General features: G+C 65.2%; 19 protein-coding genes. 2 read left to right on the plus strand and 17 right to left on the minus strand.

What is annotated here, in order from left to right:
• Positions 1-9: 9 nt before the first annotated feature.
• The 5 genes from DW355_RS13305 to DW355_RS13325 all read right to left on the minus strand — a co-directional run bounded on the left by DW355_RS13305 (position 10) and on the right by DW355_RS13325 (position 5,025).
• Positions 10-834 (minus strand): ABC transporter permease, encoded by an 825-nt coding sequence (locus DW355_RS13305; RefSeq protein ID WP_431733174.1) that lies wholly within the window; start codon positions 832-834, stop codon positions 10-12.
• Positions 831-1,778 carry an ATP-binding cassette domain-containing protein gene (locus DW355_RS13310; protein WP_131280747.1) on the minus strand — a complete coding sequence of 316 codons (948 nt, stop codon included), beginning with the start codon at positions 1,776-1,778 and terminating at the stop codon, positions 831-833. Before DW355_RS13310 ends, DW355_RS13305 begins: the two co-directional genes overlap by 4 nt.
• A gap of 153 nt (positions 1,779-1,931) precedes the next feature.
• Positions 1,932-2,768 carry a DUF2189 domain-containing protein gene (locus DW355_RS13315; protein WP_131280749.1) on the minus strand — a complete coding sequence of 279 codons (837 nt, stop codon included), beginning with the start codon at positions 2,766-2,768 and terminating at the stop codon, positions 1,932-1,934.
• Between the two features lie 96 nt (positions 2,769-2,864).
• A complete protein-coding gene (locus DW355_RS13320) occupies positions 2,865-4,106 on the minus strand; it encodes a PLP-dependent transferase (RefSeq protein WP_131280751.1) in 1,242 nt (413 codons plus the stop codon).
• Between the two features lie 16 nt (positions 4,107-4,122).
• Positions 4,123-5,025 (minus strand): LysR family transcriptional regulator, encoded by a 903-nt coding sequence (locus DW355_RS13325; RefSeq protein WP_131280753.1) that lies wholly within the window; start codon positions 5,023-5,025, stop codon positions 4,123-4,125.
• 68 nt (positions 5,026-5,093) lie between these two features.
• Here DW355_RS13325 and DW355_RS13330 point away from each other — a divergent pair, with 68 nt between their 5' ends.
• Complete coding sequence (locus tag DW355_RS13330) at positions 5,094-6,245, plus strand: putative sulfate exporter family transporter (RefSeq protein WP_242671158.1); 1,152 nt, start codon at positions 5,094-5,096, stop codon at positions 6,243-6,245.
• Positions 6,246-6,356: 111 nt separating this feature from the next.
• Complete coding sequence (locus DW355_RS13335) at positions 6,357-6,800, plus strand: response regulator (protein ID WP_131280755.1); 444 nt, start codon at positions 6,357-6,359, stop codon at positions 6,798-6,800.
• Between the two features lie 37 nt (positions 6,801-6,837).
• Here DW355_RS13335 and DW355_RS13340 read toward each other — a convergent pair whose 3' ends face one another.
• The 12 genes from DW355_RS13340 to hisS form a co-directional block, all read right to left on the minus strand.
• Positions 6,838-7,362, minus strand: a complete 525-nt coding sequence (locus tag DW355_RS13340) for a phosphoribosyltransferase (RefSeq protein ID WP_131280757.1) — start codon at positions 7,360-7,362, stop codon at positions 6,838-6,840.
• A gap of 40 nt (positions 7,363-7,402) precedes the next feature.
• Positions 7,403-8,776, minus strand: coding sequence for an adenylosuccinate synthase (locus DW355_RS13345; protein ID WP_131280759.1), 1,374 nt, complete (start codon positions 8,774-8,776; stop codon positions 7,403-7,405).
• A 23-nt stretch (positions 8,777-8,799) separates the two neighbouring features.
• Positions 8,800-10,011: an ATP phosphoribosyltransferase regulatory subunit gene (locus DW355_RS13350; protein WP_131280761.1), complete on the minus strand. Its 1,212-nt coding sequence runs from the start codon at positions 10,009-10,011 to the stop codon at positions 8,800-8,802.
• 112 nt (positions 10,012-10,123) lie between these two features.
• Positions 10,124-10,312: a DUF2065 domain-containing protein gene (locus tag DW355_RS13355; RefSeq protein ID WP_131280763.1), complete on the minus strand. Its 189-nt coding sequence runs from the start codon at positions 10,310-10,312 to the stop codon at positions 10,124-10,126.
• A 96-nt stretch (positions 10,313-10,408) separates the two neighbouring features.
• Positions 10,409-11,311 (minus strand): protease modulator HflC, encoded by a 903-nt coding sequence (gene hflC, locus DW355_RS13360; RefSeq protein ID WP_131280765.1) that lies wholly within the window; start codon positions 11,309-11,311, stop codon positions 10,409-10,411.
• Positions 11,312-11,338: 27 nt separating this feature from the next.
• A complete protein-coding gene (hflK, locus tag DW355_RS13365) occupies positions 11,339-12,826 on the minus strand; it encodes an FtsH protease activity modulator HflK (protein WP_431733175.1) in 1,488 nt (495 codons plus the stop codon).
• Positions 12,827-13,020: 194 nt separating this feature from the next.
• A complete protein-coding gene (gene hflX, locus DW355_RS13370; protein WP_131282721.1) occupies positions 13,021-14,220 on the minus strand; it encodes a GTPase HflX in 1,200 nt (399 codons plus the stop codon).
• A 96-nt stretch (positions 14,221-14,316) separates the two neighbouring features.
• Positions 14,317-14,586, minus strand: a complete 270-nt coding sequence (hfq, locus tag DW355_RS13375) for an RNA chaperone Hfq (protein WP_131280767.1) — start codon at positions 14,584-14,586, stop codon at positions 14,317-14,319.
• A gap of 90 nt (positions 14,587-14,676) precedes the next feature.
• The gene (der, locus tag DW355_RS13380; RefSeq protein ID WP_131280769.1) at positions 14,677-16,011 is read right to left on the minus strand and encodes a ribosome biogenesis GTPase Der; all 1,335 of its coding nucleotides are present in this window, start codon (positions 16,009-16,011) and stop codon (positions 14,677-14,679) included.
• A complete protein-coding gene (locus DW355_RS13385) occupies positions 16,008-17,387 on the minus strand; it encodes a PQQ-binding-like beta-propeller repeat protein (protein ID WP_131280771.1) in 1,380 nt (459 codons plus the stop codon). Before DW355_RS13385 ends, der begins: the two co-directional genes overlap by 4 nt.
• Positions 17,387-18,091 (minus strand): YfgM family protein, encoded by a 705-nt coding sequence (locus DW355_RS13390; protein ID WP_131280773.1) that lies wholly within the window; start codon positions 18,089-18,091, stop codon positions 17,387-17,389. Before DW355_RS13390 ends, DW355_RS13385 begins: the two co-directional genes overlap by 1 nt.
• 13 nt (positions 18,092-18,104) lie before the next feature.
• Positions 18,105-19,448 carry a histidine--tRNA ligase gene (gene hisS / locus DW355_RS13395; protein WP_131280775.1) on the minus strand — a complete coding sequence of 448 codons (1,344 nt, stop codon included), beginning with the start codon at positions 19,446-19,448 and terminating at the stop codon, positions 18,105-18,107.
• Between the last annotated feature and the right edge of the window lie 8 nt (positions 19,449-19,456).

Consider the following 19,456-nt stretch of genomic DNA (forward strand, 5'->3'; position numbering starts at 1 on the left):
AGTTCCCGATCAGCTTCTGAACCGCCTGCGCGTCAAGGCCAAGGCGATCCGCCAGGCCACCCAACCATAGATGGCCAGCACCGCCAAGTGCAGCCAGGGCTGCGCCGGCCAATGGCCCAGGAACAGCGGGCGCACCAGTTCCACCACATGCGTCAGGGGCAGGCACTCGGACACCGCATGCAACCAGCCAGGCAGGTTCTCGCGCGGGAAGAACACGCCCGAGAGAAAGGTCATGGGCGTGAGCACCAGAGTGAAGTAGTAGGTGAAGAAGTCGTAGCCCTTGGCCAAGGCATTCACGATCAGGGCGATGCTGCTGAAGACCACGCCCGCCACCAGCAGCACGGGCCAGGCCAGCAGCAGCATGGGGCTGCGGCTGATGTCCAGCGCCGCCATCACGACCAGGATGACCGTGGCGGAGAACAGGGCCTTGAAGGCGGCCCACAGCATTTCAGCCCGCAACACGTCGCGCAGGTCGATCGGCGCGTTCATGATGCTCTCCCAGGTCTTCTGCACATGCATGCGCGAGAAGGCCGAGAACATGGCCTCGAAGGTGGCCGCATTGATGGCGCTCATGCAAATCGAACCGCTGGCCAGGAACACCAGGTAAGGCACAGCCTGTCCCGAACCGCCCCAGGGCACGGTACCGATCAGGGCACCCAGGCCGTAGCCGAAGGCCACGAGGGTAATCAGAGGTTCGGCCACATTGCCCACCAGACTGGGCAGGGCCAGCTTGCGCCAGACCAGCAGGTTGCGCAGGAAGACGGGCCACCAGCGCAGCGCCGGGGGGAGGAAAGCGGCTCGCTGCTCGGCAGGGTGCAGGTTGGTCTTCATCATCCCTCCTCCCGGATCTGGCGGCCGGTGAGCTTGAGGAACAGGTCCTCCAGATTGGCTGGCCGGTGCAGGCTGCGCAGGCCAGGTGCATGGGCCAGCGCCTGCAGCAGCGGCGCGGCGTCCTGCGTGTAGAAAAAGACCGTCTCTCCGCTGACCTCGACCCGGCTGGCCAAGGCGCGCAGGGGCACATGGGCCTCCCCGTGCGCCAAGGCCTGTGCCTGGCCGTCGCCATTCACGCCATAGACCTCGACAACCTCGGGCTCCAGGTGCGCGGCGATCAGCTCACGGGGTTTGCCTTCGGCGATCTTGCGGCCATGGTCGATGACCAGCAGCCGGTCACAGAGCCGCTCGGCCTCGTCCATGAAGTGCGTGGTCAGCAAGATGGACTTGCCCTGCTGCAGGAGCTGCTGCAAACGCTCCCACATCAAATGGCGCGCCTGCGGGTCCAGGCCCGTGGTGGGTTCGTCCAGCATCAGCAGGCGCGGGTCATTGACCAGCGCCCGAGCCAGGCTGAGACGCCGCCGCATACCGCCCGAGAGCTGCCCCGGCTTGGCGGTGGCCTTGTGCCTCAGCGCCGCGAAGTCGAGCAAGGCCGGGATGCGCGCCCGCATCACCGCGGTCGTGATGCCGAAGTAACGCCCGAAGACCAGCAGATTCTCGGCGCAGGAGAAATCCGGGTCGAGCGAGTCGTACTGCGTCACCACGCCCAGCTGCGCCTTGATGGCGTGGGCGTCGTCCGGCATGCGCAGGCCAAAGGCCTGCACATGGCCACTGTCCGGCGCGCTTAGGCCCAGGCACATGCGCAGGGTCGTGGTCTTGCCCGCCCCATTGGGACCGATCACCCCCAGGCATTCGCCGGGGCGGATCTCGAAGCTCAGGTCCTGGACGACGGTGCTCTCGCCATAGCGTTTGACAAGGTGGTGACAGCTCAGAAAGGCATCAGGCATGGCGGCGATTCTGGCATGGCAACCCGCCCGAGGCACGCCGGAAACCGGCGCACACGCGACAACCCCAAGCAGTGGGACCGAGCCCCGCCCCTGCCTTGCCGGGTCCGCGGGTGCGCCCCCTGGAGCGGGAAGCGTGCGGCACGCCGGGTATTTTCAATCCAGCCAACGCACGGAACCCCGGTAGGCATGCCAGCTGGCATGCCCCAGCCAGGGCCCGATGACCAACAGACCCAGGCCCCAGGGAATGAAGGCCAACACCACCAGGACGGTGATCAGTGCGCCCCAGAACAGCATGACAGGCAGGTTGCCGAAGAAGACCTGCAGGCTGGTGATTGAGGCCGAGATGGCATCGGTATCGCGGTCCAGGATCATGGGAATGGAGACCACCGAGGTGGCGAAGACCAAACCGGCGAAAACACCGCCCACGGCCGCATAGACCGCCACAAAGGCCCAGTTCTCGGGGTTGAACACGGCCTGCAGCACCCCGGCCGTGGAGGGCATGCCAGTGGTGAAGAACACAGCGAAGACCACCAGCGAGGCGCGCCCCCAGAGCAGTTCCAGCAAGAGCAGCACGAGCACCAGCAACCCCATGCTGCCGATGTGCCGGTCCCAGCAGGTCAGGGAATTCGCGAGATCGGTCGTGCGGCCCTGCTCGCGCTGGCGGCTGACGTCGTACAGGCCCATGGCCAGGAAGGGCCCGACCAGCAGGCAGCCCGAGACCAGGGACATGGTGTAGACCGGCAGATGCAGGAACACCGTGCTCAAGCTCAGCGCCATGCCCCAGAAACAAAACCCGTAAAAGAGCGCGATGCCCATGGCCGACCCCATGTCGCGCCAACCGCGCGCGAGCCAGCGCAAGGGATCCGCGAACGACAACGGCACGATTTCCCGCCGAGGGCCCGGACCAGAGCCCGGGGACGGCGGAGGAACCTGGGCATCGGGACTCGCGGGGGGATTGCGGTGGGTTTCAAGCGGCTCTTGGTCTGGCATGGGGACAAGCCTAGTGGGACCACCCCTGCCCTGTCGACTGAGGAAAACCCAGTCCGTCGCGCCTTGTTCGTTCGAAGCCCTGAAGGCAAGAGCGGCTCAGGCCAGACAGTTCAGCGCCTGCGCCAGATCCGCCTGCAGGTCTTCCACCGCCTCCAGGCCGACCGAGAAACGCACCAAGGTGCCCCGTTCCAGGTACGCGGGCCAGCGCTCGCGCATGCCGTCCAGTTCGTAGGGCACCACCAAGCTGACCGGCCCGCCCCAGGAATAGCCGAGCTTGAAGAGGCGCAGGGCGTCGCAAAAGGCGTCCACTTGGGCACTGCCATAAGGGGTATCGAACATCACACTGAACAGGCCTGCCGCCTTGCCCGGCAACTGCCCCGCATCCGCCACGCTGGTTTTGCCGCCGCAGAGCGCCTTCCAGTGCGCGTGTCCGGGCGCCCCCTCCAGAGCGGGATGCAGCACCTGCGAGAACTCCGGTCGATCCAGGCACCAGCGAGCCAGCTCTCGCGCCGCCCGGTCGTGGGCAGCGTAGCGCAGGGCCAGGCTGGGCAGGCCACGCAGCACGGCCTCCACGTCGTTCATGCCCACGCCCAGGCCCAGGCGCATGTGCGTGTCCTTCAGGCGCAGGTGCAGGGCCTCGTCGCGGGTGATGACCGAGCCCATCAGCACGTCACCACCACCACTGGGGTATTTGGTCAGCGCGTGGACGGAGAGGTCCACGCCCCGCCCCGGGGCCATGTCGAAGGCGTTGAAGGCCAGGCCTGCGCCCCAGGTGTTGTCCAGGGCCACGACCAGGTTCGGCACGGCGCGGCACACACGCAGCAGTTCGGGCAGGTCGGGAAACTCCAGCGTCACCGAGCCCGCGGCCTCCAGCCAGACCAGCCGGGTCCGGTCCGTGAGACGCCGCGCGAGATCACCCGGGTCCATGGGGTCGTAGAACTGGTGGGTGATGCCCCAGGCCTTCAACTCACCTGCTGCCAGAGCCTTGCTGGGGCCGTAAACGTTGTCCGGCAGCAGCACCTCGTCACCCTGCCCGAGCAGGGACAGGCTCACCAGGGCGATCGCCGCCAGGCCGCTCGGCGCCAGCAGGGTCTGCAGGCCGCCTTCCAGCGTGGCCAGGCGCTCCTCCAGCAGGTAGCTGGTCGGCGTGCCATGCAAGCCATAGGTGTAGCCCGTCTTATGCTTCCACTCCCGGTTGCGCATGGCGGCCGCGTTGGGAAAGAACACCGTGGAGGCCTTGAACACACCGGCCTGCGGCGCGGCGAAGTCCTCGGGCGGCCGGTAGGGATGGTGGATGAGCTGGGTGGAAAGGTCTGGGGACGGATCTTGGGGGTGCATGTGCCGATGGTAGCGGCTAGCTCGCCGCGGCGATCTCCAGGAAACGCACCGTGCCCCGCGTGAGGGCGCGGTCCCGGTGGCGGATGCAATGCAGCATGCGTTTGAGCGGCGGCAAACCCGGCACGCGACCGGTCAAGGCCACCACGGCGCCCTGTGCCAACAAATCCGCGATCACGCTGCTGGACAGGCAGCTCACGCCCAGGCCGGCGGCGACGGCTCGCTTGATGGCTTCGGAATCCCCGAGTTCCATGTCCACGTTCATGCGCCCAAGCAAGGGCAGCAGGCTGCGTTCGACTTCCTCGCGTGTGCCACTGCCTGCCTCGCGCAGCAGCCAGGGCGCATCGGCCAACCCCTGCAGCGAACAGGGCCCGAGGGCCAGCGGGTGCGTGGCGGCTGCGAAGACGATGAGGTCGTCCTCGCGCCAGGGTTCGATGTGCAACTCCGGATGGTGGCTGGGACCTTCGATGAGGCCGAAATCGACCTCCAGCGCCGCCACGGCGGCCACCACTTCGCCAGTGTTGCCCACGGTCAAGGCCACCCGCGCCTGCGGATGCACGCGACGCAGGGCCGCAAGCTGAGCGGGCACCAAGTAGTTGGCGATGGTGGTGCTGGCGGCGATGTGGAGCGAAAAAGGCGCGCCTTCCCCCTCGGTCCCGGCAACCAGCAGGCCCTGCAGGTCCTCGGCCTGGTCCAACAGCGCCTGGGCGCGCGGCAGCAGCAAGCGGCCGTTTTCATTCAGCACAAGCCGTCGGCCATGGCGGTCGAACAAAGCCTGGCCCAGGGCCTGCTCCAAACGGGCCAGAGCCTGGCTGGCCGCGGACTGGGTCAGAGCCAGGGCCTCGGCCGCCCGGTGCACGTTTTCCTGCCGGGCTATGGCGCAAAACACGTCCAGTTCGCGCAAGGTGAATCGCACCGCCATGGAGAAAGTCCTGACTGGGTAGCAACCCGGTAGATAAATAAGTAATACCGATCAAACAGAGAATTATTATGCGTTTCCCTTTTCAGGAGACCGCCTTTATCGTCGGCGGCATGGTTCACCCGGTTCCCACATCCCGACTCCCGGCCACATCGCTGGTGCTGCGGTGCCTGGCCCCCTTTTCACCGATCCTCCCCGGCCTGGCCTTCGCCCTGCTGATCGCGGCGCTGGCGATGTGCCTGGCCGGACAGCCTTGGGCGCAGAAGCTGGGCCTCTCAGCATTGACGCTGGCCATCGCCCTCGGTCTCGTGCTGGGTCACACCGTCTACCCCGTGCTGCATCGCCACGTCGGGCACGGCGTGGACTGGAGCAAGCAAAAGCTCTTGCGCCTGGGCATCATCCTCTTTGGCCTGCGGCTGTCCTTCCAGGACATCGCCGCCGTGGGCTGGGTGGGCGCGCTGGCCGACGCGGGGGTACTGCTCTCCACCTTCGCACTGGCCATGTGGCTGGGGCGGCGCTGGCTGGGGCTGGACAGCCAGACCGCCATGCTGATCGGCGCGGGAAGTTCCATTTGTGGGGCGGCCGCGGTACTGGCCACGGAACCGGTCCTCAAAGCCCCCCCTGACAAGGTCGCCGTCGCCGTGGCGACCGTCGTGGTGTTCGGCACACTGGCCATGTTGCTCTATCCGGCGCTGTATGCGCTGCTGCGCCAGCTGGACGTGCCCGGCGTCGGGGCCTGGACCTTCGGTATCTACACCGGCTCCACGGTACACGAAGTGGCGCAAGTGGCGGCCGTGGGCAATGCGATCGGACCGGAAGCCGCCAAGAGCGCCGTGATCGCCAAGATGATGCGCGTGCTCATGCTCGCGCCTTTCCTGCTCGGGCTGTCGTGGATGATGGCTCGGCGCGAAACAGCCGAGCGGGGCAACAGACCGGCCGCCGTTGCAATGCTGCCCTGGTTTGCCCTCGGGTTCGTCCTCCTGGCCGGCCTGCGCTCGCTGGACTTGGCCTGGCCATGGCTGCCACCCGCCCTGCTGCAAGCGCTGCTCTGGCTCGGTAATCTGCTGCTGGCCACCGCCATGGCCGCGCTGGGACTGAGCACCCACGCCAGCGCCGTCCGTCGCGCGGGCGGCAAGCCACTGCTGCTGGCAGCCCTGCTGTTCGGCTGGCTGCTCTTGGGTGGTGCACTGGTCAACACCGCAGCCCATGTGCTGCTCGGATGAGCGCAGCAACTCTCAGCGACTGACGCGCGGTTGCCTCACGCGTATACGTCCTGAAACATTGCCAGTCTTTTTGTTTCGGCCTCGCCGCATGACTCGTGACATCATCGGCTCATGTTTCCCAAAGAGACCAAAATACTGCTCATCGGCGACGTGACCACGATGCGCCAAGTCATCAGGGGCAGTCTGCACACGCTGGGTTATGAACAGGTGACGGTGGCCAACAGCAACACGCAGGCTTGGCAACTCATCGAAAAGGAGCAGGCCGACAAGCAGCCCTTTCAGATCATCATCGCGGACTGGAACAATGCCACCCCAGACAGCCTGGGTCTGCTCAAGAAGGTGCGCGGCACGCCGAGCCTGTCCAACCTGCCCTTTTTCTTTGTCACGTCCGAAACCGACAAGAAGCTGGTGATGCAAGCGATTCAGCTTGGCGTGAGCGGCTTGCTCTTGAAGCCTTTCACACCCCAGATGCTGCAACAAAAGCTGGATGGAGCGCATGCGAACATGCTTGCGCGCATGCGCTCATCTCAGGATTTAGCCGAACATCCACGGTAATGCTGGAGCCGCGTCACTGAACGCCACCTGCTCAGGCTCAGACTTTCCACTTCGCCAGCAGCTCGCTCGGGCGCATCTTGTCGTAGCCCTCGAAGGGCTGGTGGATCCACGGGTCGGTGGGCAAGAACTCGACCGAGTAGTCGGCCTGGAAGGTGGAGCGTGCCTTGGTCCAGATGACTGCGCTGCGCAGTTCGGTGATGGGGCTATAGCGGTCCCGCAGCATGCGCACCACTGCTTCCAGCGTGTGACCGGAATCAGCCAGATCGTCCACCAAGAGCACCCGCCCCGCGATCTCGCCCTGCGGCGTGGTGATGTACTTCGCGATGTCCAGGTGCCCTTGCGTCATGCCGGCGTTGGCGCGGTAAGAGCTGGTGGACATGATGGCCAGGGGTTTTTCGAAGATGCGCGACAGAATGTCACCGGGCCGCATGCCACCCCGCGCCAGGCACAGGATGGTATCGAACTGCCAGCCCGACTGATGGACCTGGATCGCCAATTTCTCGATCAGGTCGTGGTATTCCACATAGCTCACGTACAGGTGCTTGCCGTCTTCGGTCAACATGGTCGCGGGTTCCTCGATTCAATGGAGCTGCAGGCAAGCATCACGCCAGATACGGATGACGCATCAGGATTGTGTGATCGCGGTCCGGACTGGTGGAAATCAGGTGGATGGGCACGCCCGTCACGTGCTCGATGCGCTGCAGGTACAGCCGCGCGTTGATGGGCAGCTCATCGTAGCGGGTAACGCCCACGGTACTGTCGCTCCAGCCGGCCATCGTTTCGTAGATCGGCTTGCAACGCGCGATCTCCTCCGCGCCCATGGGCAGGATGTCGATGGTCTCGCCGTCCAGTTCGTAGCCGGTGCAAAGCTTCAGCTCTTTCAGGCCGTCCAGCACATCCAGCTTGGTCAGACACAGGCCCGACAAGCCATTGACCTGCGCGCTGCGCTTGAGCAGCGCCGCGTCGAACCACCCGCAGCGGCGCGAACGACCCGTGGTCACGCCCTTCTCGGCGCCCACGGTGCTCATGTGGTACCCCGGCGTGCCGGGCACCTCCCACTCAAGTTCGGTCGGGAAAGGTCCGCCACCGACGCGCGTGCAGTAAGCCTTGGTGATGCCCAGGATGTAGTGCAGCAGACCCGGCCCCACGCCCGCGCCCGCCGCCGCGTTGCCAGCCACGCAGTTGCTGGAAGTGACGTAGGGATACGTGCCGTGGTCGACATCCAGCAAGGTGCCTTGCGCGCCTTCGAACAGCAGGTTCTGGCCCTTGTCGTGCGCTTCGTTCAGTTCACGCGACACATCGGCCATCATGGGACGCAGCAGTTCGGCATGGCGCATGGCTTCGGCATACACCGGCTCGAACTGCACCTGACCGTCCTGGATATAGGGCAACAGCGTGGCCGGGAAGGCAAACTGCCGCGCGCCCAGGTAGGTGCACAGCACATGGTTGTGCAAGGCCAGCAGTTCCTTGAGTTTCACGGCAAAGCGCTCGGGGTACTTCAGGTCCTGCACGCGCAGCGCGCGACGCGCGATCTTGTCCTCGTACGCTGGGCCGATACCCCGGCCGGTCGTGCCGATCTTCTCAGCCCCGCCCTGCTCGCGCGCAGCCTCACGCGCCACATCCAGGGCCGCGTGAAAAGGCAGGATGAGCGGGCAGGCCTCGGAGATGCGCAGGCGCGAACGTACTTCCACGCCCGCCTTTTCGAGGCCTTCGATTTCCTCGAACAGCTTGGCCGCCGACAGCACCACGCCGTTGCCGATATAGCAGGTCACGCCCGCGCGCATGATGCCGCTGGGGATCAGGTGCAGCGCGGTCTTCACCCCGTTGATGACCAGGGTGTGCCCCGCGTTATGACCGCCCTGAAAGCGCACCACGCCCTGTGCGCTCTCGGTCAGCCAGTCCACCAGCTTGCCTTTGCCCTCATCACCCCATTGGGTGCCCACGACGACGACGTTGCGTCCTTTGCTTGTGTTCATGCTTTGCTTCTCTGCTTGTCGCTTCAGACAGTGTGGAGTTGGGATGCGATGGGGCGAACCCCCCAGGCTCCCGCGTTCTCGACCAGTTCGCGGTCGCAGTGGAATTCGTCCACCTCGCTCTCGTGGCCTGGCAGCACGCAGACCACGGTCTCGCCCTGAGTCCGCAAGCGCGCGATGGCAGCGCGCAAACTGCTGGCCGTCGGTTCGTCGCCCGGCCAAGGCGCACGAATTGCAGCGCGCAAGGCACGCGCCGGCACGGCCCCTACCAGCGTCTTCAGATCAAGACTGAAGCCCACTGCGGGACGTTTGCGACCAAACACTGCGCCCACCTCGTCGTAACGCCCGCCGCGCAACAGCGCGTCACTCACCCCTTCGGCGTAGATCGCGAAACGCATGCCACTGTAATAACCGTATCCGCGCAGATCGGCCAGATCAAAACCGACGGACACGCCCGCACGAGCCTCGCCCAAATTGCGAGCCAGCCAACGCAGTCCCGTCAAGGCCTGCCCCACGGCAGGTAAGGAGGGCAACACGCGGGCGGCTTCATCCAGCACCTTGGCGTCGCCATACATGCCAGGCAGGGCCAGCAAGCCCTGGCGCGCCGCCACCGACAGACCCGGCAGGCCACGCACCAAGCCCGAAAGGGTTGGAACGTCCTTGGTCGCCAGCGCGGCATGGATTTCTTCCTTGATCTCAGCGCCCAACGGGACCGCACCTTCGCTTTCCAGCAAGGCGCTGACGATGCGGGCATCCGCCAGATCCAGCGTGTGCGCGGGCAAGCGAGCGGACTGCAGGCAGTCCAATGCCAGTTCAAGGATTTCGAGATCGGCCTCGGCGCCGGCATGGCCGTAGATTTCCGCGCCGAACTGCATGGGTTCGCGCGTGGCATGCGCGCTGGCAGGGCGGGTGTGCACCACCGGACCGCAGTAGCACAACCGCGCCACGCCCCGGCGATTGAGCAGGTGCGCGTCGATGCGCGCCACCTGTGGCGTGGTGTCGGCCCGCAGGCCCATGGATCGACCCGAGAGCTGATCGACGAGCTTGAAAGTCTGAAGGTTCAGCGCCTGACTCGCGCCACTCAGCAGGGAGGTCAGGTACTCCAGCAGGGGCGGCATGACCAGTTCATAGCCATAGGCCCGCGCGGTGTCCAACAAGTCGCGTCGAAGCTCCTCGATGTGGCGCGCCTCGGAAGGCAGAACGTCAGCGATGTGATCCGGCAGCAGCCAGGCGGACATGGGAACAGGGATGCTGTTAAAAATGGGATTCTACCCGCCTCATATGGCAAGGCATCCCCCACCCGGCAGGGCCACCAACGGGGCAGCGTGCCGGGGCACACTGCCCGCCGCCTCAGGCCAGCGCCCAGATGCCGATCAGGCCCAACACGATGCTGAAGAGACCGAAAAAACGGATCTGCCCATCGCTCAGCTGCAGCATCTGGCTGAACATACGCCGCCAACCACTGGGCGAGAGGAAAGGGAGCAGTCCCTCCACCACGAGCACCAGGGCCAAGGCGGTCCAGAATGTATGGGCGTCCATGAATATGAAGCCGTCGTGCGCAGGTGACCAGAAATCAGGCCGATGACAAGCTGAGCGCAGAGCACGGCGCCACGCGCCATGCCCTGTCTGACCTGATTACTTGACCGGTGCGGTCGTCGGCGCGCCCTGCCCGCGGAAAACGCGGAAAAACTCGGAGCCGTTGGGGTCCAGCACCATCACGTCGCTCTTGCTGGCAAAGCTGGACTTGTAGGCTTCGAGGCTGCGATAGAAGCGCGCGAACTGCGGGTCCCGGCCAAAGGCATCGGCATAGGCACGGGAAGCCTCCGCATCGCCTTCCCCTTTGATCTTCTGTGCGTCACGGTAGGCGTTGGCCACCGTCACCTCGCGTTGACGATCGGCGTCGGCGCGGATCTTCTCGCCCTCTGCCGCGCCGGTGGAACGAAGCTCATTGGCCACGCGCTTGCGTTCGGCCTCCATGCGGCGGTAGACGGATTCGGTGATGGACTCCACGTAGTCGACGCGCGTGATGCGTACGTCCACGACATCGATGCCCCAGGGCTTCTCGCCACGCACGGCGCCCAGAACCTCGGCTTTCACGTCGGTCATCAGCGCTTCGCGTTTCGTGGACAGAAGCTCCCTCACGGTACGCCGATTGATCTCCTCCTGGAAGGCGTTGCGAATCACGCGATTCAACTGGCTGGCGCCCGCCTGTTCGTTCACCCCCACGTTGCGGATGTACTCACCCGGGTCGGTGATGCGCCAACGCACATACCAGTCGATCACGACCCGTTGCTTTTCCGCAGTCAGCATCGGCTCGGCATCGGTGCTGTCCAGCGTGAGCAGGCGCTTGTCGATGTAGCTGACGTTCTGGAAAGGCGGCGGCAGCTTGAAGTTCAAGCCCGGTTCGGTGATGACTTCCTTGATCTGCCCCAGCGCGTAGAGCACGCCGAACTGACGCTGGTCGACGACAAAAAGCATGGAGCTGGCCAGCGCCAGGAGCACCAGCAGCGACGAAATGATGAATCCAAGCCGGTTCATGTCTGTTCTTCCTTGTTCTTTCCGGACTCAGCGCGTTTCGCGCTCACGCGAACGCTGATTCGCCCGCGAACGCGCGTCATTCAGTGCGCCAGTCGAAGCGCTGTCCGCATTACCCGTGGGTGCGGTGCCTTGCATCAAGGGCTGCGACGAGAAGGAGGCTGCCGGATCGGCGCCCTGCTGCAGCAGCTTGTCCAGCGGCAGATACAGCAGATTGCCACCCTGCTTGCTGTCGACCAGCACCTTGGTCACATTGCCATAGATTTCCTGCATGGTCTCCAGGTAGAGGCGGTCACGCGTGACCTGGGGTGCCTTCTGGTACTCGGCCAACACGGAGCGGAAGCGTTGCGCATCACCCTGGGCTTGCGCGACGATGCGGGCCTTGTAGGCTTCGGACTCCTCCTTCAGGCGCGAGGCCGTGCCCACGGCACGCGGCACCACATCATTGGCATAGGCTTGGGCCTCGTTCTTCAGGCGCTCGCGCTCCTGCCCGGCCTTGAGGACGTCGTCAAAAGCCGCCTGCACCTGCTCCGGCGGCCGCACGCCGCCCTGCTGCAGATTGATGCCGACAACCTCGACGCCGACCTTGTAGCGGTCCAGAATCTGCTGCATCAGCGCGCGCAGACGCGGCGCGATCTGATCCCGCTCCTCCGACAGGGCGAGATCCATCTTCATCTTGCCCACCACCTCGCGCACGGCCGTCTCGGCCGCCTGCACCACCGCGACAGCCGGATCGCGACTTTCAAACAGATAGGCGCGCGCGTCGTTCAAACGGTACTGGACGGCAAACTTGATCTCGACGATGTTCTCGTCCTCGGTCAGCATGGCCGACTCACGCAAGCCGGTGGAACGGATCACCACATCGCGTCCGACATCGACGGAACGGATCTGCGTGACGAACACCAGTTCATGACGCTGGATCGGATAAGGCAGGCGCCAGTTGAAACCGGCCCCCACCGTGCTGTGGTATCGCCCGAACTGGGTCACCACGGCCTGCTGACCTTCCTGCACGATGAAGAAGCCCGTGCCCAGCCAGATGAGCAAGGCAATGGCGGCGATCAAGCCGACGCCAACGCCGGCGCTCTTGGCATTGCCGCCACCGGAACCACCACCCCGGTTGTTGCGCCCGCCCCCCTGGCCACCGCCAAACAAACCGGACAGCTTGCGGGTGAAATCACGCCACAGTTCGTCCAGATCCGGCGGCCCCTGGTTCGGGCCCTGCGGACGACCACGACCCGCCGAACCCTGCGAACCGGAGGCCGGCTGCTGGGGCGGATCAGATTCAGGACGCTCATTGCCCGAACCTGAGGAGCCCGTGCCGGAGGCATCCTGGGACGGCTGCTGCGAGGACGAGGAAGACGTGTCGTCGCTGCGACCCCAGCGCGGGTCGTTCAGATTGAACATGCCGCGCAGTCGGGACCACCAAGGGCCGCGGCGCGAAGCGCGTGCTTGTTGCGCATTCACTTCCGCTTGCGGGTCGTTCATCACCTCGGCAGCGGGACGTGCAGGAAAATTCATTCTTTGTGCTCTCTCTTCTGGCTTTGCGCGGAACGTCGGCTTACATGACTGAGCAGGGCACGACGAATCAACGCTCGCAAAGCATGCATTGTGCCGAATCCCCGCGCGCTTGCACCAATATCTGGACAGGTCCTCAGGCTATTGAGGCGACAAATGTGCGCAGGCAGCCGGCATGCCGCGTTTGCGCAACACCGTCAGGCACCTTCTTGGACCGCGTGATCCCGGGCCAAGGCATCTAGGCGCTCGGCTTCAGCCTGCCGGGCCAGCGACAGCACACGCGAGGACAGCAACTGGCGCAAGGCGACCAGGCCTTCGCCACTGCGCGCGCTCGCGAACACGCGTGGCGTCTCGAAGCCATCGAGCTCATAACGATCCTGCAAGACCGCCGGGCGGCGACTCTCGTCCAAGGCGTCGAGCTTGTTGAACACCAGGATCTGTGGAATGCCGTCCGCGCCGATTTCAGCCAACACCCGTTGCACTTCGGCGATCTGCTCGGGGTAATTTGGGTTGGCCGCGTCCACCACGTGCAGCAGCAGATCGGCGTCCACCGCCTCCTGCAGCGTGGCCTGGAACGCATCGATCAGACCGTGCGGCAGATCGCGGATGAACCCGACGGTGTCGGAAAGGGAAACACTGCGACCGGCCGCAGCGACGGCCGGACTCAGCTCGGTCTGCTCCGCCGAAGCGCCGTCGTCCGCGGCCAGATAGAGCTGGCGGGTGGTCGTGTCCAAGGTAGCGAACAGTTGGTCGGCGGCGTAGGCGCGCGCCTTGACCAGGGCGTTGAACAGCGTGGATTTACCCGCGTTGGTATAGCCCACCAGCGAGATGTTGTACGCGTCGCGCCTTTCGCGCTGGCGGCGCTGGGTCTGGCGCTGACGCTTGACCTTGACCAGCCGCTCCTTGGTGCGCTTGATCGCGTCGGCGATCATGCGACGGTCGAGCTCGATCTGCTTTTCACCCGGACCACCGCGCAAGCCCTGGCCACCGGTCTGCCGTTCCAGGTGAGACCAGCGTCGCACCAGGCGCGTGCTCAGGTACTGCAGGCGGGCCAGCTCAACCTGCAACTTGCCTTCATGTGAGCGGGCGCGCTGCGCGAAGATCTCCAGGATCAGCAGGGTACGGTCATTGACCGGTCGTTCGAGCACGCGCTCCAGATTGCGCTGCTGAGCCGGGCTCAGGGCTTGGTCAAACAGGATTTCGCTGGCGCCGAGCTGCTGGGCCAGCAACTTGATTTCCTCGGCTTTGCCACTGCCGACGAACAGCGCCGCGTCGGGGGCCTTGCGCTTGCAGGTGATGCGCCCCATGGGCGACAAGCCCGCAGTTTCGGCGAGCAGGCCCAACTCCTCCAACTCACCATCGAAATGCGGCGCGCCGAAGTCGACGCCCACCAAGATAGCCCCCGCTTCGGGCGAGCCGGATGCACGCGCACCCGCATCGGACGGGCCAGATGCGGGTGCGTAGGTGGAAGGTTCAGCCAAGCGCAACAGGTGTCAGGCGGCGCTGTCACCGTTCTCGGGACCAACCGAGAAATTCACCGCGCGTCCCGGCACGATGGTGGAGATGGCATGCTTGTAAACCATCTGGGTAACGGTATTGCGCAGCAGGACGACGTACTGGTCGAAGGATTCGATCTGCCCTTGCAACTTGATGCCGTTGACCAAGTAGATGGACACCGGCACATGCTCACGACGCAAGGTGTTCAGGAAGGGGTCTTGCAAAAGCTGGCCTTTGTTATTGCTCACGATATTCTCCGTGTTCAAGTAGTGGAGGAAGAAACGCCACAATACCACAGCAGCCCCGCGCTGCCTATGCAGGCACTTTATTCCACAGATTGTTCTGATCCTTCTCGATCAATCCTTGTCGGCGTAGGGATTGGTGGAGGTTTTCATTTCGATCCGCAAGGGCGTGCCCGTCAGATCGAATTCCTTGCGGAACCAGCCTTCCAGGTAACGCTTGTACGCGTCCGGCACGTGCTCCAGGGAGTTGCCGTGGATCACGATGACCGGCGGATTCATGCCGCCCTGGTGCGCATACCGCAACTTGGGCCGGAACATGCCGCTTCTCTTGGGCGTCTGGAACTGGACGGCCTGCTGCAGCAGGCGCGTGAGCACCGGCGTGGACATCTTGCGATTGGCCGCCTGATGCGCCTTGAGCATGGACTTCCACAAAGGCTCCAGGCCCTGGCGCTTCTGTGCCGAGATGAAATGCAGGTTGGCGAATTTCAGGAAAACCAGCCGTGTCTCCAGCTGGCGCTGCACCTGCTGGCGCTGGTAATCGTCCACCGCATCCCATTTATTGACGGCCAGCACCACGGCGCGCCCGCTCTCCAGGATGTAGCCCGCGATGTGCGCGTCTTGGTCGGTGACACCCTGGGTGGCATCCAGCAGCAAGAGAACCACGTTCGCGCTCTCGATGGCCTGCAGGGTCTTGACGACCGAGAACTTCTCGATGGCTTCGAACACCTTGCCCTTGCGACGCAGCCCGGCCGTGTCGATGAGCTCGAATTTCTGCCCCTGGCGCTCGAAGGGCACGCGGATGGCGTCCCGAGTGGTGCCCGGCATGTCGAAGGCGATCAACCGCTCTTCACCCAGCCACGTATTGATGAGTGTCGACTTGCCAACATTCGGACGGCCCGCCACGGCAAACTTGATGACCCCTGGCGTTTCGTCTTCCGCTTCACCTTCTTGTGGCAGATTCAGCGGCTCCAACGCCATCTCAACCAGGGTACGCATGCCCTGCCCGTGCGCGGCCGACACCGGCAGCACCTCACCCAGGCCCAGCTCGTAGAACTCAGCCAGTTGCACACCTTCCTGCATGCCCTCGGCCTTGTTGGCCGTGAGCACGCAGGGTTTGCCCAGCTTGCGCAGGTAGTTGGCAATGTCATGGTCCTGCGAGGACAGACCTGCGCGAGCATCCACCACGAAGATGACCGCGTCGGCTTCGGCCACAGCCTGCCGTGTCTGGTTGGCCATCTCCTTGTAGATGCCCGTCTCGGCGGTCGGCTCGAAACCGCCCGTGTCGATGACGATGAATTCGTGCCGCCCTTGGCGGCCATTGCCGTAGTGACGGTCGCGCGTCAGCCCCGCATAGTCGGCCACGATGGCGTCGCGCGATTGCGTGAGTCGGTTAAAGAGCGTCGATTTACCGACATTAGGGCGACCCACAAGGGCCAATACGGGTTTCATCTGGGGATTGTGCTTGAACTCAGGGCCGAGGCGGGTGCGGACGGTCCAAGTCGCAAGCCGTGCAGCACGCCGTCCCGGGTTATTGCCACCAGGGTATTGCCCGCGAGCACCGGTGTCGCAGCAACGCCGCGACCCGGGCCGAGTTTGCTTTCAATACAGGCGTAGCGCGCCGCCACGCCACGACCATCGATGCGACACGGGCCCTGCGGGCGTCCGGCTTGCGCGGTGTCATACCGCGCCTGCACGGCGCCATCAGCCCTGGAGAGGAAATGCAGAAGCCCGGCGTCGTCGCCCACAACCAACCCCTCTCCAAGCACCAAGGGCGCGGTCAAGGCGCGAAAACGCAAGGCGGCGTTGGACCAGGCCGGCTGTCCATCGCTGCGCCGCCAAGCCAGCACCGTGCCATCAAATTCCACGCCAAACACCAGGCTGTTGTCACCGTCACCCGCGTCGCCGCTCAGGCCCGTGGCGCCCGCCGCTTTCTGCGACCAGCGCAGCGCGCCTGCGCCCTGCCCGGCCCGGGCATCGACGCAGGCCACCGAGACCTGGAAGGCACGCACGCAGATATCGGTGCCCCGGCGGGCCACGCCGGCCACCAGATCAGCCAGACGTTCCACATCGTTGGTGCCGCGCGGGCTGGCCATGACAGTCTCCCAGCGCGACGCGCCGTTCATCGGATTGAGTCCCGCCAAGCGCCCACCAAAGCCGACGACCAGGGTATCGCCGACCGCCATCAACAGGCCGGACTGGCGCAGGATCAGCGGGTCGCCGCTGCGCGTCTGTTGCCAGAGCCGAAACCCGGTCTGCCCGTCATAGGCACTGACACTGCGATCGGCGCCCAGCACGAACACACGGGCACCAGCCACCAGAGGCGCGGTATAGGACGGCGCGGAAAGTCGTTGACGCCAAAGCTCTCTGCCGGCTTGCAGCGCCACGAGTTCATTCTCGCGGGTGACGACGGCCACGGTGCGCCCATCGTGTCCCACCCCCGCCGACAGCGGGGCGTTCAATGTCACGCGCCACAAGGGCTCACCCGTGCGAGCATCCAGCAGACTCACGACGCCCTGGTCGGTGGCCAGGCCGACCACCGTGCCACTGCCGCTGGCACCATCGGCACCCGCCAAGGCGGACTGCGCGGACTGGACGACCAGCGGAAAGCGGACTTCACCACCGAGGTCCACCCGCCACACCTCACGCACGGACAATCGCTGGGGATCCGGGGGGAGTGGCGCTGGTTCGGGCCGGCTGGGTGCGCTGGAGCAGGCGGCCAGCAAGGCCGTCAGCAAGATCGCCGGTAGAACGGTCGGAGTCCATTCCCTCCAGGATGCACGCCCCCCCGACCAGCCGCTGCTGCGGCGCAGACGCGTTGCCTGCATCACCGAACCTCGGAAGGGGCGGCGGAAGTCGGCTGGACACCGAGGGCCGCCAGCTTGGCATCGACCACCTGCCGGTAATTGCTGCCCGGGCCGGCTTGCACGTCCAGGCCTTGCCAGGCCTTGAGGTACTCGGCTGCGGCTTCGGTCTTCTTGCCTTGCGCCAGGAAGATGTCGCCCCGACGGTCAGCCGCCAGCGCGGCGAACTCGGAAGGAAAATCAGCGCTCAGCTGGGCCAGCGCCGCATCGTAAGACTTGCTGTCCAGCAGCAAACCGGCCAATCGCAGGCGCGCCAGCGCGCGATAGCCTTCGTCGCGCCCCTGCTCAGCCAGCCACTGCAACGCCGCACGCGCGGCGTCCAGCCGTGCGGGCTGCGCGAGGCCAGCCTGGGCATGCAGGGCAGCGACCTGCAAGGCCGCCTGCTGAGCCTGCGCGGTGCGCGGGAACCGGTCTTTCATGTCGGCCAGCGCGCGCGTGAGGCGCGCACCGTCCGGGTCGGCAGCAGGGTTGGCCGCGATGCGCTCCATTTCCTCATACAGCGCCGTGGCTTGCATGGTTTGACGGTTCTGCCAGGCCTTCCAGCCCCACCAGCCGGACAAGGCAAGCAGCACCACGACCAGAACGGCCGTCAGAAGGTTGCCGTATTGCTTCCAGAAATGCTTGATCTGCGCAAGCTTCTCTTGTTCTTCGAGGTCGAAATGTGCCATGCGATAAATTCCATCAAGCCTGTGATTCTAGAAGGGCGGCCCAGCGCGCGACCTCGGCCAGCGCCTGGCGAGTCTGCGCACCGGCGTCGCCACTGCCCTGCATGCCCTCGCGCAGGGCCTTGAGCGTGACCTCGCCCACGGCCAGTTCTTCAGCGCCGAAGACCAGCGCCCAGGCCGCGCCACTGGCATCGGCCTTCTTGAACTGGGATTTCATGCTGCCCGGACCATCCAACCCGCCCGCGTGCTGCACCACACGCAGGCCGCGCGCGCGCAAGGTCTCCAGCGTGGTCATCACCGGCGCGAGAGGCGTGCCCGGTGGGACGATCGCGTAGACGTCGGGCGCCGTGCCGGGCATGGGCAGGTTCAGGTCCTGCGCCAGCAGCAAGAGGCGTTCGATGCCCAGACCGAAGCCCACGGCAGGCGCGGGCTTGCCGCCCAATTGGCTGATCAGCCCGTCGTAACGGCCGCCGCCACAGACCGTGCCCTGGGACCCCAGCTGATCGGTGACCCACTCAAAGACGGTGAGGTTGTAGTAATCCATGCCGCGCACCAGCCGCGGGTTGACGCGGTAGGCCAGGCCCGCCGCGTCCAGCGTGGACTTGACCGCGTCGAAGTGCGCCAGCGATTCAGCCCCGAGGAAGTCGAAAAGCCGGGGCGCGGCTTCGATCAGCGCCTGCATTGCCGGGTTCTTGCTATCGAGGATGCGCAGCGGGTTGCTGTGCAGGCGGCGTTGGGCGTCTTCGTCGAGCTGCGCGGCATGCTGTTCAAAATGCCGGATCAGGGCCTCCCGGTGCTGCCGGCGCTCCTCGGGTTGGCCCAGGCTGTTGATCTCCAGGCGCACATGCTGGCCTTCGATGAGGCCGAGCTCGCGCCACAGGGCGCGGGCGACAAGGATCATCTCGGCGTCCACGTCCGGCCCCGCGAACCCGAGCGCCTCCACGTCAAGCTGGTGGAATTGACGGTAGCGTCCCTTCTGAGGCCTTTCGTGCCGGAACATGGGACCCTGTGTCCACAGACGCAAGGGCCCGTTGTAGAGCGCGTTGTGCTCGATCATCGCGCGCACGATGCCGGCCGTGCCCTCGGGACGCAGCGTGAGCCGGTCGCCGTTCATGCTGTCGGTGAAGGAGTACATCTCCTTCTCGACGATGTCCGTCACCTCGCCCAGGCCGCGCACGAACAAGGCAGTCGGCTCGACGATGGGCGTTAGGATGTACTGGTAGCCATAACACGCCAGCACCTTGCGCACCGCCGCTTCGAACCATTGCCAACGGGCGGAATCCGGGAGCTTTTCCGTGCGCGGCACGCTGGCCGGCAGGATGTCGTTCATCCCTTTTACCGCGACAAGTTTTTCAGTCATGGGAGAGG

Source organism: Hylemonella gracilis (assembly GCF_004328645.1).
GTDB lineage: Bacteria > Pseudomonadota > Gammaproteobacteria > Burkholderiales > Burkholderiaceae_C > Hylemonella > Hylemonella gracilis_B.